This window comes from Limosilactobacillus kribbianus (assembly GCF_026413145.1).
GTDB lineage: Bacteria > Bacillota > Bacilli > Lactobacillales > Lactobacillaceae > Limosilactobacillus > Limosilactobacillus kribbianus.
Genome location: NZ_JAOVYZ010000021.1, coordinates 20502 through 32951 on the forward strand (window position 1 = coordinate 20502; position 12450 = coordinate 32951).

Consider the following 12450-nt stretch of genomic DNA (forward strand, 5'->3'; position numbering starts at 1 on the left):
TTTTTAGTCTAGCGACTGAACGTAGACAAGTTCGTCGGTTGAGATCTGTTCGTTGAGGGCGTTGGCCAGCTCCGGCTTCAGCTTGCCAGCGGCCTGGCGCTCCTGGACGTAGCTGTGTTCATACTGGAAGGCGTCGATGAAGAGGCTGTTGACGGTGTCGCCGTCAAGCTCCTGGCCCCGGGAGAAGAGTTCCCGCTGCTGGAGGTAGGCCCGGCGAACCAGGGCGACCTCATTGGCGTTTTCGGGAGTCTCGACGCTCTGCAGGTATTGGTTGACCTTCTTGCTGGTGATCTTAAGGATTCGCTGGATTGACTGCCGGTTCTGCTTGGCGGCGGCCATTTGATCCTGGACGGCCTGCTTGAGTTGGGGATTCTGGTCGAAGTGGTGTTGGAGGTGCCTGCGCTGGAAGTGGCGCCACTTGATCCGGTGCCAAAGCAGACGGAAGTATTCCCAGAAGCCGTGCTGACTGTGGCGAAAGACCGCGTGGCTGATGAAACGGGCGTAGAAGTTGGCTTCCTGATCCGTGATCACCCCGTCCGCGTTGAGCTGGTCCACGGTGTCGAGCTCGACCTGGTGGGCTGCCGTCATGAGCTGTTGATAACGCTGCTGGTCCAACTGATGGTAGAGATTAAGCTGAGTACTCAACTGGTCGATGACGACCGCCTTTTCCCGGTGGGCGGTGGAACGGTCATTGAGCTGGTTGATCGCGTACTGGACGGTTGCCGTCAACTGGTGATGAAATTCCTCCTCGGTAAAGCTCTTGGCCTTGGCCGGCAACAGGAGCGGGTAGGCCACGGCACCGACAAGGATGCTGATGAGGATCACGATGGCGGCAATCAGGATGATCGAATTGCGGAAGACAAAGGCGTGATCGTTGATTGCAACCGGCAGTGAGAAGGCCAAAGAGAGGGTGATCGTTCCGTGAATACCGCCGATTGCCATCAGCAGACTGTCCTTGCTGAGGCTTTCCGGGGTGGAGCCAATCTGGACGAGCCGCCAGCGAACCCAGACGAAGCGCATTGCCGTCATGACCAGGTAGAGCAGGAGGGCGATGACGATCAGTTTGGTGAGACTGAGCAGGCTGGTCCGTCGTAGCACCTGGGGCAAAAGAACCCCGAGGAGGACGAAGACCAGGCCGTTTAAGGCGTCGCTGATGATCGTCCAGATGGTGGTGGTGGCGATCTGGACCTTGGTCGAGGTCAGGCGCAGGCGGTCGTAGAGAATGCTGTGGACGATTCCGGCGGCGACGACGGCCAGGATGCCGGAGAAGTGCAATTCTTCGGCCAGCCAGTAGACCACCAGGGGCGTCATGACGTTGATCGGAATCACGATCGAGCCGATGTCGACGTGGTTGCGCATCAGCCCGGTCCGCAACTTGATCAGGATGGTGCCGAGAACGGCCCCGAAGATGATTCCGCCGAAAAAGACGTAGGCAAAGATCCATAACCCATGACTCAGCGAGAATTGGCCGGACTGGTAGGCGGTCAGGGCCAGGTCGAGGAGGACGATTCCGGAGGCGTCATTGAACAGTGACTCGTATTCAAGGGCGCCACTGACGTTTTCCGGCATGGTGACATTGGTAGTCAGTGATTTGACGGCCACCGCGTCGGTCGGGGTGATGATGGCAGCTAGGGTAAAGGCCAGGGCCAGCGGGAAGACCTTTGGCATGGCCAGATGCAAAAGACAGCCAGCAACAATGACCGTGACCAGGGCGAGCATGATGGCGATTGAGAAGATGGCGCGGGTATTCTTCGAGAGATAGCGGAAGGACTGGTTCTGCCCGTCGTTGAACATTAATGGCGCGATCACTACCATCATGAACAATTCGGGGTGCATGGTGAAGTTGGTCGCTCTCGTGGGCAGGCTGGCCAACAAGATCCCGGCAACGATTTGGTAGATCGCCAAGGGGATGCGCGGATAGATGAGGTGGACAACGTTGGCGGCGATCACCGCGGCCAGGAGTAGGATGGTGCCGAGTACTAATTCCATGTCAATTTTTCTCCCTCCAAAATTTATTCATTCACTAGAAAAAGGCCGAGAAACACTTTCTCAGCCTTATTTATTATTCCCGTCCCAGCAGCATCTTGACCCCCATGGCGATGTTGTAGATGAAAAGCAGGAGCGCGATCAGAAGGGCAAAGGTCAGCAGAATGCCAAAGACAGCCCCGGAATGGGCGAGGGTACTGCTGAACGAGGCGATGCTCAAGACCAGAATCGCGAAAATCACGTAAAAAAGCGGGAAAATCTGTGACCAGAAGGCCTTGCGGGCGTTTTTGACGATGGATGGGTCGTCGCTGGCCCGGGCCACGATCCAAACGATCAGTGGAAAGATGACCGGCAGGAAGAGAATGCTAAGGTAGGACAGGGCATTCACGATCCGGTTGGTGGTATTGTTTTGCATGCTAATTTCCTCCCTTTTTCATATATTATGCCCGATCGGCTAAGGGAGGGCAACGATAATTACCTGCAGGAAGACCAAACCACCGCCGAAGAGCAGCCAGTCGCGCCTGGTAATGGCGATCGCTTGGGCGGCTGTCCGAGGCGCCCCTTCGCGAAAACCATGGCTCTCCATCGCCTGGGCGAGCGAGTCGGCCCACTGACTGGCGGCCAGGATTGCCTTGAAGTAGAGGGTTGGTGACCACCAATGCAGGTTCACGCCCCGCATCTGTCCGGCGATTCGGATGATCTTGACTTCCTGGCGGATCTTTGGCAGCAGGTTAAGGGCGGCCAGGATCCCATAGGCGAACTTGCTTGGCAGGTGACAGTCCTGTTCCAGTGACCGGACGAGCAGGAGGGGCGTCGTCGTTAGGCTGACCGCCGACCCGGCCGTGACGTAGACGTAGATCCGAGTGACCAGGACCCAGGCAAAATAAACGTTGCGCTGGGGGCTGAAGAAGGCGATCGTTGCGAAGATCGCCAGGGCCGGGATGGCCGTGATCAGGAGCAGCATGACCAGGTGGCGGCCATTGACATGGTGGACAAGCAGGTAGATTAGGGCCAGGGCGATAATGACCACGTTGGTGTAAAGGTGGGTGGTGAAGGTCACCTCGAGGGCGATGATCACCGCGAGAAAGAGTTTCAAGCTGGGGTTCATGATTATTCACCTCCCAGGTAGGTCAGGCGCTGGTCGGCCAGGTGCAAGTGGTAGTCAACCAGACGATCGAGTCCAGCCAGTTGGTGGCTGATGATGACGATTGTCTGCGGCAGGGCCCGCTGGCAACGCTTGATCAGGTCAATCACAACCGCAAGCGATTTTCGATCAAGCCCGGCGAAGGGTTCGTCCAAGAGCAGGACGGGGTGGCCAATCATCAGCATTACTAGGAGCTGGAGCTTTTTGCGCTGGCCTCCGCTGAGGGAATAAACAACCCGGTTTTCCATTCCCGCCAGGCCAAAATCTTCCAGGATCGTTTGCAAGTGGTCATTGGTTAAGACTGGTTGTCGCTGGTGCTTGGCACTGAGGGTCAGCTCCTCAGCCACCGTGACGTTGAGAAACTGATCGTTGGCCTGCTGAAAGACCATTCCGACTTGCTGGTGATATTTCCCGGGTGATAATTTAGCAATATCGGTTTCCCGGTAGGAAATATTTCCCCGGTAAGGAATCAGCCGGGTGAGCGCTTTGAAGAGGGTCGACTTGCCCACCCCGTTGGCCCCAGTCAGCAGGGTAATCTTGTTTTCGACGATCGGCAGGCTGGCGTCCTTAATCAGTCGACTATCTCCTCGCTCAATAGTCAAATCGTTTAGTTGCATAATTGCCGGCGTTGCGGAGTCAGGAATGGCCGTGTGCAACGGCGCCTGACTGGCGTTGTCGGCTTGGGCAATCAGGGCCCGTCCCTGGTCGGGGCTGAGCAATTGGACCTGGCGATCGCTAAAGCGGTAGACCCGCGGATCCAATCTGGAGTAGCCGTGACAGTCGTGGTCGGTGACGATCAGGGTGTGGCCGGAATGCTTTTGCCACTTGGTCAGCTGGGCGATCAAAAAACGGCGGTTGGCCTCGTCAATGCTGGCGAAGGGTTCGTCCAGCAAGAGAATTTCCGGACGCATGACCAGAACCACGGCCAGGGCAACCCGTTGCTGCTGGCCACCGGACAGGGTCGCAATTTTGCGGTCGAGAAAATCCGTTACCTGGCAAAAGTCAGCCGCCTGCTGGATCCGCTCCGCCATCTTTTCTGCGGGGACCTGGCAGTTTTCAAGGGTGAATTCCATCTCGTGTTGGGGCGTGTCCATGGCAAACTGCATGGCCGGATCTTGAAAAAGCATTCCGATCCGGGGACGGTGGCCATTATCCGTGGGGACAACAACCTGCCCACCAGTTACTTCGCCCCCATATTTCGGCAATAGGCCGGCGATGATGCGCAAGAGGGTCGACTTGCCGCAACCGGAGGGACCAACGACGAGCGCGCTCTGGCCCAGTGGGAATTCAACATCAACGTGATCAAGGATCGGCTGCTGGTGTTCGAAGCGAAAGGTCAGCCGGTCGGTTTGAATAGCGTCCATTGGCTCACTCCTTAATGACGTGGGCCCGGTTGAGCATGTTGATGATCAGCTTGTTGAGGACGCCGCTGAAGAAGAAGATCGACAGGAAACGCACGACAAACATTACAATCAGCATGTGGCCGGCAAAGTGGCTGTAGCCGTTCCGGAACCAGTCCCAGCCGAATGTGATCAGGGTCGTCGAAAGGGAGACGGTCAGAACGGTCAACCAGTTATAAAGCCTGTAGAGGGTGACGGTAAAGCCCAGTTCGGTAGCGACCCCTTGCACGGCCCCGGAGATTAGGTTGGAAGCCCCCCACTGGTCACCGAGAAACATTTCAACGGCCGCCCCGAGAAACTCGCCGAGAAAAGACGAGCCGGGCAGACGGAACATGAAGCCGGCGAGGGGACCGGCCATGCACCAGATCCCCATGGTGATGTCGTTGGCCATCGGGCCGTAGCCAATTGGCGTTAGCAACAGGGTCAGCCCGTTGTAGACGAAGCTGGCCGCGTAGTAGATGACCCCGAAGATGATCCCAATCAGGGCCAGCAGGATGATATCGCGTAAGTGAAAACTTCTTTTGTGCATCAGAAAGACTCCTTAAAGCGAGATTTAGATTAAGGCGGTCAACGGGTAAGAAAAAGCCCCACAATAACAATTGTGGGGCAGTATTATCTCTTATTATTTACCGAATCTCCCTCCGCTGGTATTGTCCAGTTCAGGTTCAATGGGTATTATCTCAGCCATTCGGCACCCCAGACATCGTATTAATCTCACCACTTATGATACATAACTTAGGGATAAAGTTCAAATCGGGGAAAGGGGTGCAGGCACGGATGACAGAGTTTATAATAGTCGATGTCAATAAATTTACGAGGTTATGGAATGTCTGGGTTAAGTTTTTTTGCTTTGTTAGTTGTTATCGGTATCTGCGCTGGAATCACGAGTGCGGCCGCGGGACTGGCATCTCTAATATCATATCCGTCGCTGCTGGCGCTGGGTTTGCCGCCAGTGATCGCAAATGTGACTAGCAGCTATTCGACGGTTGCCAGTGGGTACAGCTCGGTCTTGGCATCAGCCCGTGAGCTGCGACATAATCGTAAGCAGATGTGGCTGATGATCCCGGTCGTTTTGGTGGGGGCAATGATTGGAGCGCTGCTCTTATTTACCCTGCCGAGCAAGTACTTTAAAGAATTGGTGCCTTTTTGTATCGGGGCCGCTGGGATTATTTTACTCTTTCCCCATCGACCGCGTCAGGCTCACCCGGAATTAATTCAAAACAGTCGGGCGTTTGGCCGTTCCCGCCTGCACCGGGGACTGGCCTGGGTTGGCATCTTTTTGGTCGGCCTCTATTCCGGCTACTTTAACTCGGGGGCCGGAGTGATGATGCTGACACTCCTAACTGTCGTCAACCGCCAGCGGCCATTTGCAATTAATAATGCCCTGAAGAACGTGACTATGACGGCCACTAACACGATGGCTGCCATTATCTTTTTCCTGGAAGCGGGGATTCATTGGAACTACGTGATCCCGCTTTTCTTAGGAAATATTCTGGGCGGAATTCTCGGGCCGATCATTGTGCGGCATCTCCCGGGGCGGCTGATGCAAATCATTGTTGGGATCGGGGCCTTAACGCTGGCTATTTCACTGATAATTAGAAACGTAATGTGAGGAAGAACCAATGCCAAGTCAAACCTTTATCAATCTTAAGGATGCCAAAAAACAGCGGGTGCGGACTGCCTTGCTGAATGAGTTTAGCCAACACAGTCTGGCAACGGCTGAAGTGGCGCGGATCATCAAGAATGCCCAAATTTCACGTGGCGCCTTTTATAAATACTTTGCCGACCTGACGGATGCTTACCTTTACCTTCTGCAGGAAGTTTTGGTGGCGATCCACGTTCCTCTGGGCCAGACGGAGCAGCAGCTTGCTGCGTCAGACTATTACCAAATGGTCGCTAAGTTCGTTGACCGGGTTCACCAGGGACCATACTATCAATTTGTTCGCAACCATTTCCTGACTAACGAGGGGATATTGCCGCAGGAGAACGGTACGCAGCTGGAACCACAGACCGACACGCAATGGGCAGTGATGACCCTGTGCCACGCCACCATCAAGGAGTGCCTGCTGGCGCCGGACGATCGTGCCCGGGCCTTGGCGCGTCTCAAAAAAATGCTGAAGAAAATTACGGAATAACAAAAGTGAGTGGGAAATAACCATCAGAGTGGGGCGTATGGCTAGCCTAGGGCGGGAGTCGGCGTTGGAGGCGTCGGCTTTCGTCCGTAGCTAGACACTAGCCCCACGGTTATTTTCCACGTTATCTTATTTAATAACATTCAAGAATTAACAAAAGGGATGAAGTCATAGGAGGCTTCATCCCTTTTAGTTAGAAGTGTTTATCTTTGTGGACTAGTGTTCCTTGAACAAGTTGGTCAGCAGGTCCATGAAGACGTTTAAGTAACGTTCCTTGTCAACATTGATAGCAACCTTAACGTTTGGATTTGGATCGTTCAGCTTGGCGTTGTCACCAATGATCCGTGCGTAGTAAGGGCCTTCCTCGTAGACACACTTAACGAAGAGGCTCAGCGTGGTAACGAAGGATGGGTCAATTCCAACACCAACGGCCAGTGGGTCGTGAATGGCACAACCGTTCTTGTCGATGTCGAGGTTGTAGTAGGCGTCGATGTAGAAGTCGGTGATGTCGGCGTAGGCCTTCCCAGCCTTGGTGCCGAGTTCACGCCACTTTGCGGTTTCCTTCTTGGTCAGCAGGGTCCGCAGGGTAACGTCCAAGCCCACCATCGTCAATGGCAGGTCGGAGGTCAGGACTTCGTTGCAGGCTTTTGGATCCTGGTTAATGTTGGCTTCAGCAACCGGCGTAACATTTCCTTCAACGGTCAGGGCACCACCCATGAAGGTAACATTGCCGATCAGGTGGGCAATCTCGGGATCCTTTTCAAGAGCAGCAGCCAGATTGGTCATTGGGCCGGTTGGGATGATGATCAGGTCCTTGCCGTACTTGTGGGCGGCGTCAATGTAGAAGTCCACACCGGATTCTTCTTCCACGCTGCGTTGTGGGTCTGGCAGTTCGACTTCACCGATCCCATTGTTACCATGGATATCCTTAGAAACCTGCATTACATCGAAGTGGTCAGTCGTGCATGAATGCGGCAGACCCTTGTATACAGGAATGTCGGTGTGACCGAGCAGTTCTAGGAGCTTCAGGCTATTTTGTGCGCAAACGTCGAGCAGGTTGTTACCATATGAACTAACGATCCCAATCAGGTCAACTTCTGGAGCAGCTAAAGCGTAGGCGATTGCCAAAGCGTCGTCAACACCAGTATCCAGGTCAAGAATCATTTTCTTTTTAGCCATATTGAGTCCCTCCAAATAATAAGAAAAGTTGTTTACACTTTCAATGATAGATTAGTTTTTCGGTAAACACAATAGGTAAAACGTTAAATTTGGTAGCGCTTCAAAAAGAATTTAATTCCTTAGCGAGATGTTATAATAGTTAAACAAAGTTTTGAAGAAAGAAGGCCGTGTTTGATGACGGAATCACAATATGACGTAACTATTATTGGTGGAGGCCCTGCCGGAATGTTTGCCGCATTTTACTGTGGGCTGCATGAACTGCATGCTCAACTGATCGAAAGTCTGCCTCAGCTTGGGGGCCAGGTAGCTGCCCTTTACCCGGAAAAACAGATTTGGGACGTAGCCGGCCTGCCGGGAGTTACGGGCCAGGAGCTCGTTGATCACCTCAAGGACCAGCTGAAAATTGCTCCCGTGGACCAGTTCGTCAACGAGACGGTCGACGACGTGATCAAGGAGGACGACGGGACTTTTACGATTAAGTCCGCTGAGCGCACCTCTCATTCCAAGGCCGTCATTATTGCACTAGGAAACGGGGCCTTTACTCCCCGGCCGCTGGCATTGGACGGCGCCAAAGAATTAGAAGGCCATCAATTGCACTATTTCGTCACCCACAAGGCTGACTTTGCCGGGCAACGGGTCGCCGTTTTCGGTGGCGGTGATTCCGCTATCGACATTGCACTGATGCTAGAGCCGCTTGCCAAGGAGGTTTACCTGGTTCACCGACGCAATCAATTCCGGGGCTTGGAGCACACGGTGACGCGCTTGAAGCAGTCTTCAGTTCAGCTGGTGACGCCCTACCTGCCGAAGAGCCTGCAGACAACGGCTGATGGAGCAGTGACGATTGGCTTAAAAAAGATGCGCAGCGATGAAGAAACGACTCTGACGGTGGATCAGATGGTGGTCAACTACGGCTTTACCTCAAATAACGCGGCTTTGGCAAAGTGGTCATTGGACTTGGCCAGTGAACGGCGGCTCCTTAAGGTGGACTCGACGATGCAGACCAGCGTGCCCGGTGTCTACGCCATCGGTGACGGGGTGACTTATCCCGGAAAGGCAGCCCTGATTGCGACCGCCTTTGGGGAGGCACCGACTGCGGTAACCGCATTGGCTAAGCAACTTTATCCGGACAAGCGGATGGCCACCCACAGTTCTTCGATGCATATTAAGCAAAAATAAGAAAACGCAGCAGGCTGCTTGAGAAAAGCAACTTGCTGCGTTTATTCTTGGCAAAGATGATTGCATGTCAGTACCCATTAAACTACCATGGTAGTGTTGATCAATATGTTTTTTGGTTAAGAGGGGAAAAGAATTGTTTGGAAAAACGAAACGGTTTGTACTTGTACTCGTTTGTTTGCTGACAGTTAGTTTGGTATTTTTTGGCCCGGCCAATCGAGGAAGTGCCCAGGCGGCAACTAGCCAGAGCAGCCACATGCGGACGCCGATTGACTGGCATCAGTCCTCAGAGACTGTTCCCTATCCCGACCTCAAACAGGCCAAGAATCTCTGGGTTAAAGTAGAATTGAAGGCCAACCGGACTTACATTTATGACGGCAACAAGCTGCTTTATACGATGTATAGTTGCGGCGGCGTCTATCAAAAGGATAAGCAGACCGGCAAGATGAAGAGTTTGACGCCGACCGGGACCTTCCATGTTCAATCGGAACGGGGCGACCATTTCTTCAACTCGCAACTGCAGGTCGGTGCCAACTATTACACCTCCTGGCATGATCACGGTCAGTACCTTTTCCACAGCGTTCCAACAACGGCTGACGGTTCCTATAATAAGGTTGAGGCGGCCAAGCTGGGTAAGACGCAGGGATCCCACGGCTGCATCCGGCTCTCGGTGGCCGATGCTCGTTGGATTGAGCAGAACTTGCCGACCGGAACTAAGGTTGTGATCGTTGATTAAGCCAGGGAACGATGGCCTTTAAGCTGCAGATAAGCAGGTTAGCCAGGACGAAGATAAGGACAGCAGCCTCCAGCGAGATCCTGACCAGCGGAATGATCAGGCTGAGCAGGTTGTATAAGATTATCAGGAGAATGAGGCCCCCGTCGCTGATCAACAGGTGTTGAACAAAGGAGCGGGGGAAAAGTCGTTTGAGCATGATGGGCCTCCTTTAACGAATCGTCACCGGCGTTCCCTTAGGCAGACTGCGCAGCCAAAGGGCGTCCGGTTGGGATACTTGAATTGTGCGCGGAAAGTTAAAACTTTGCTTAAGCCAATTCTTGGCAACCGCGCGCTGGCCAATCGTGGTAGGAGCGACAAAATAAAGATGGTGGTTAAGCGCCACCCAGTTGCCGGCGCAAAGGACCTGCCGACCGCCAACGTGAGTAATCTGTTGACCAAAGTGGCCCTGGCTGCTGGTGGACTGAGAACTGGCGTTGACCCGGGCGTGCATGGTGTAGATGACCCGGTGGCCGCTTAAAACGAAGATCTTCTGCAGCTTAGTTACCGCAATGACGCGCAAGTGAGATTGCTTGTGCAGATCGGGGGAGGCTTTGCTTTCGGAAGAGTGGTTGCGATTAGGACGGCGCAGTCGGTTCGCGTTGGCAACTTGACTGGTCCGACTGGCATCCGGAATGAACTTGCTGCTGCTCAGGTAGGTGTGGACATTAATGATGACGATACTAATTATGAAGAAAATGGCGATCAGGTAAAAGAGATGCTTTAGTTCGCGATTCATTAGATATTGATTCCTTTGTGTGTAGTCTATCTTCTATCTTAGCGTATTTGAAACCAATCAGTATACTTTGGGAGAAATTCAATGAAAAAATTTTGGACAATTATCATGACAACGATCTTGGTGCTCTGGAGCGTAATGACCGTTCCGGCCCATGCTCAAGCGCAAATTGATGCCTCGGCTGCGATGATGGTGGATGCCACCACGGGTCAGGTAATTTACGAACAAAACGCCGACCAGAAGCTGCCGATCGCCTCGGTCAGCAAACTGCTCACGGCGATGGTCGTGGAGGACGAGGTGAAAAATAAGCAGATCACCGGCGATACCAAGGTCAAAGTGAATGATGATATTGCTGCTGTTTCCAACGACCCGAATTATTCGGCAATCGGTCTCCAGTCGGGGGAATCATATACAGTGCGTGAATTGTTAAACGCGGCCCTGGTCAAATCAGCCGATGGGGCCACGCTGGCACTGGCCATGGCGGCGGGCGACAGCGTCGATGAATTTACCATCAAGCTCCAGCAAAAGGCCCAGAAAATCGGTCTGAAAAATTATTCAATCGTGAACCCAGTCGGCCTGACAAACAGCGATCTCAAGAATCTCAAGTCAAATCAGTATGCGGATAACGCCGAGAACTCCATGACGGCAAGGGACGTAGCGATCATGGCTCGTTATTTTGTTAACCACTATCCCCAGCTGCTCCAGGTGACCGCCCAGAAGCAGGCGACCTTCTATATTGCCAAGAACAAGTCGAAGGTGGGCAAAAACCTGAACGAGATGCTGCCGGGTGGCAAATACACGGTCCCCGGAGTGAAAATCGACGGGCTCAAAACCGGAACCTCGGATGCGGCGGGCGCCTGCTTCGTAAGCACCGGTCGCTACCGGGGGCATCGGATCATCACGGTCATTTTGCATGCCAACGGGCAAAACAAGGATAACCGCTTCGTCCAAACCCAGCGGTTGTACCAGATGCTCAAACAAGATTATCACCTACAGACGGTTAAGGTCGCTGCCAACCTGCGTCAGCCGAAGATCGCCGATGGGGCTCAGCGCCAGGCTTCATTGGGGCCTAAGCAGGTCACAGTCTGGGGTACCAGCAGCCCCCGGCACTACACGCTGGCAGTTAAATACCGGGCCAAGTTGGTGAATAAGCAGGATCAGCTTGTGGCCCCCCTCAAGCGCGGCCAGGTAGTCGGGAGCCTTGAATTGTCCGGCCCAGGTCTGAAGTCCGTTGACAGGAAGGCCCTGACCTACCAATTGACCAGCACGCAAAGCATTCTGCGTGGCAATTTCTTCCAGCGACTATTTCACTAGCGGCAGGGCTAGGATCAGCATATCACGCAGGTGAAGTCGGTTTTCGTAGATCGGCTGGCGGTAGTTGCGGACGAAATAGTCCCGGGCGATGCCGACCACGCGAAAGCCGACCTTCTGATAGAGATAGAGTTGAGCAAAACTGGTAGAACCGGTGCCGACAAAAAGTTTATGGTAGCCGTGTTGCCTACCGTATTGTTGGGCAAATTCCAACAGGCGAGTGGCGACATGCTGGCCTTGCCAGTGGGGATGGACCGCAATGTTTTTAATCTCCAGTCGCTGGCCATCCTGTGGCTGCAGGACGATGCTGGCGATTAGCTCTTGCTCGTGCCGCGCCTCAAAAATGGTGCTGCTATTGATGTAGCGCTGAATGGCGGCGCGCTCGGGGTCGGCCAGCAAAAGGAGCTGCCAGTGCCGGGACGTCAGCTTGGTACATTGTTGAATAATCATTTTAGAAATCACCTCAAAAGATAAAAGGGAGCACCCATGAAATTCAATGTCATTAAGTTAAGAGCTTGACAATTAGTGGTCGGTTCTTACAGGATGTCGTTTGAAAAGTAATTCGTTAATTTTAAGGCCACCTAAGTAGTAATCGCGGTTACTAATTAGGTGGCCTT

Annotated in this window: 14 protein-coding genes and 1 riboswitch; of the genes, 5 read left to right on the forward strand and 9 right to left on the reverse strand. The window is 53.5% G+C overall.

All coding sequences use genetic code 11. The features are described from left to right. Positions 1-3 precede the first annotated feature (3 nt). The 5 genes from OCT58_RS05875 to OCT58_RS05895 form a co-directional block, all read right to left on the reverse strand. Positions 4-1989: a cation:proton antiporter gene (locus tag OCT58_RS05875; RefSeq protein WP_267201950.1), complete on the reverse strand. Its 1986-nt coding sequence runs from the start codon at positions 1987-1989 to the stop codon at positions 4-6. 73 nt (positions 1990-2062) lie between these two features. Continuing rightward, positions 2063-2401 carry a magnetosome magnetite crystal formation protein family gene (locus tag OCT58_RS05880; RefSeq protein WP_267201951.1) on the reverse strand — a complete coding sequence of 113 codons (339 nt, stop codon included), beginning with the start codon at positions 2399-2401 and terminating at the stop codon, positions 2063-2065. 39 nt (positions 2402-2440) lie between these two features. After that, a complete protein-coding gene (locus OCT58_RS05885; RefSeq protein ID WP_267201952.1) occupies positions 2441-3094 on the reverse strand; it encodes an energy-coupling factor transporter transmembrane component T family protein in 654 nt (217 codons plus the stop codon). Between the two features lie 2 nt (positions 3095-3096). Beyond that, the gene (locus OCT58_RS05890) at positions 3097-4494 is read right to left on the reverse strand and encodes an ATP-binding cassette domain-containing protein (protein ID WP_267201953.1); all 1398 of its coding nucleotides are present in this window, start codon (positions 4492-4494) and stop codon (positions 3097-3099) included. A 4-nt stretch (positions 4495-4498) separates the two neighbouring features. Then, positions 4499-5059, reverse strand: a complete 561-nt coding sequence (locus OCT58_RS05895; RefSeq protein WP_267201954.1) for an ECF transporter S component — start codon at positions 5057-5059, stop codon at positions 4499-4501. A gap of 90 nt (positions 5060-5149) precedes the next feature. Next, a riboswitch (TPP riboswitch) is annotated at positions 5150-5239 on the reverse strand. Positions 5240-5356: 117 nt separating this feature from the next. Between OCT58_RS05895 and OCT58_RS05900 the strand changes: the two genes are divergently transcribed. Beyond that, positions 5357-6142 carry a sulfite exporter TauE/SafE family protein gene (locus OCT58_RS05900; RefSeq protein ID WP_267201955.1) on the forward strand — a complete coding sequence of 262 codons (786 nt, stop codon included), beginning with the start codon at positions 5357-5359 and terminating at the stop codon, positions 6140-6142. A gap of 10 nt (positions 6143-6152) precedes the next feature. Next, complete coding sequence (locus OCT58_RS05905) at positions 6153-6665, forward strand: TetR/AcrR family transcriptional regulator (protein WP_267201956.1); 513 nt, start codon at positions 6153-6155, stop codon at positions 6663-6665. A 213-nt stretch (positions 6666-6878) separates the two neighbouring features. Here OCT58_RS05905 and OCT58_RS05910 read toward each other — a convergent pair whose 3' ends face one another. Beyond that, positions 6879-7841 (reverse strand): nucleoside hydrolase, encoded by a 963-nt coding sequence (locus OCT58_RS05910; RefSeq protein WP_267201957.1) that lies wholly within the window; start codon positions 7839-7841, stop codon positions 6879-6881. Between the two features lie 174 nt (positions 7842-8015). On the opposite strand from OCT58_RS05910, the gene OCT58_RS05915 reads away from it, so the two are divergent. Further along, the gene (locus tag OCT58_RS05915; protein WP_267201958.1) at positions 8016-9017 is read left to right on the forward strand and encodes an NAD(P)/FAD-dependent oxidoreductase; all 1002 of its coding nucleotides are present in this window, start codon (positions 8016-8018) and stop codon (positions 9015-9017) included. 190 nt (positions 9018-9207) lie between these two features. Further along, positions 9208-9750: a L,D-transpeptidase gene (locus OCT58_RS05920; protein ID WP_267201959.1), complete on the forward strand. Its 543-nt coding sequence runs from the start codon at positions 9208-9210 to the stop codon at positions 9748-9750. Here the strand turns inward: OCT58_RS05920 and OCT58_RS05925 are convergent. Together OCT58_RS05925 and OCT58_RS05930 are read right to left on the reverse strand one after the other, a co-directional pair. Further along, positions 9728-9946 carry a hypothetical protein gene (locus OCT58_RS05925; protein ID WP_267201960.1) on the reverse strand — a complete coding sequence of 73 codons (219 nt, stop codon included), beginning with the start codon at positions 9944-9946 and terminating at the stop codon, positions 9728-9730. The genes OCT58_RS05920 and OCT58_RS05925 overlap by 23 nt on opposite strands. A 12-nt stretch (positions 9947-9958) precedes the next feature. Beyond that, positions 9959-10525: a hypothetical protein gene (locus OCT58_RS05930; protein WP_267201961.1), complete on the reverse strand. Its 567-nt coding sequence runs from the start codon at positions 10523-10525 to the stop codon at positions 9959-9961. Between the two features lie 81 nt (positions 10526-10606). On the opposite strand from OCT58_RS05930, the gene OCT58_RS05935 reads away from it, so the two are divergent. Then, positions 10607-11836, forward strand: a complete 1230-nt coding sequence (locus tag OCT58_RS05935) for a D-alanyl-D-alanine carboxypeptidase family protein (RefSeq protein ID WP_267201962.1) — start codon at positions 10607-10609, stop codon at positions 11834-11836. Here OCT58_RS05935 and OCT58_RS05940 read toward each other — a convergent pair. Further along, the gene (locus tag OCT58_RS05940) at positions 11825-12283 is read right to left on the reverse strand and encodes a GNAT family N-acetyltransferase (RefSeq protein WP_267201963.1); all 459 of its coding nucleotides are present in this window, start codon (positions 12281-12283) and stop codon (positions 11825-11827) included. The two genes, OCT58_RS05935 and OCT58_RS05940, sit on opposite strands and share 12 nt — an antisense overlap. Positions 12284-12450: the final 167 nt, after the last annotated feature.

Bases quoted from the DNA above. Each gene is read 5' to 3' on its own strand.
- OCT58_RS05875 (WP_267201950.1), bottom strand. From the start codon at position 1,989: ATGGAATTAGTACTCGGCACCATCCTACTCCTGGCCGCGGTGATCGCC.
- OCT58_RS05880 (WP_267201951.1), bottom strand. From the start codon at position 2,401: ATGCAAAACAATACCACCAACCGGATCGTGAATGCCCTGTCCTACCTT.
- OCT58_RS05885 (WP_267201952.1), bottom strand. From the start codon at position 3,094: ATGAACCCCAGCTTGAAACTCTTTCTCGCGGTGATCATCGCCCTCGAG.
- OCT58_RS05890 (WP_267201953.1), bottom strand. From the start codon at position 4,494: ATGGACGCTATTCAAACCGACCGGCTGACCTTTCGCTTCGAACACCAG.
- OCT58_RS05895 (WP_267201954.1), bottom strand. From the start codon at position 5,059: ATGCACAAAAGAAGTTTTCACTTACGCGATATCATCCTGCTGGCCCTG.
- OCT58_RS05900 (WP_267201955.1), top strand. From the start codon at position 5,357: ATGTCTGGGTTAAGTTTTTTTGCTTTGTTAGTTGTTATCGGTATCTGC.
- OCT58_RS05905 (WP_267201956.1), top strand. From the start codon at position 6,153: ATGCCAAGTCAAACCTTTATCAATCTTAAGGATGCCAAAAAACAGCGG.
- OCT58_RS05910 (WP_267201957.1), bottom strand. From the start codon at position 7,841: ATGGCTAAAAAGAAAATGATTCTTGACCTGGATACTGGTGTTGACGAC.
- OCT58_RS05915 (WP_267201958.1), top strand. From the start codon at position 8,016: ATGACGGAATCACAATATGACGTAACTATTATTGGTGGAGGCCCTGCC.
- OCT58_RS05925 (WP_267201960.1), bottom strand. From the start codon at position 9,946: ATGCTCAAACGACTTTTCCCCCGCTCCTTTGTTCAACACCTGTTGATC.
- OCT58_RS05930 (WP_267201961.1), bottom strand. From the start codon at position 10,525: ATGAATCGCGAACTAAAGCATCTCTTTTACCTGATCGCCATTTTCTTC.
- OCT58_RS05935 (WP_267201962.1), top strand. From the start codon at position 10,607: ATGAAAAAATTTTGGACAATTATCATGACAACGATCTTGGTGCTCTGG.
- OCT58_RS05940 (WP_267201963.1), bottom strand. From the start codon at position 12,283: ATGATTATTCAACAATGTACCAAGCTGACGTCCCGGCACTGGCAGCTC.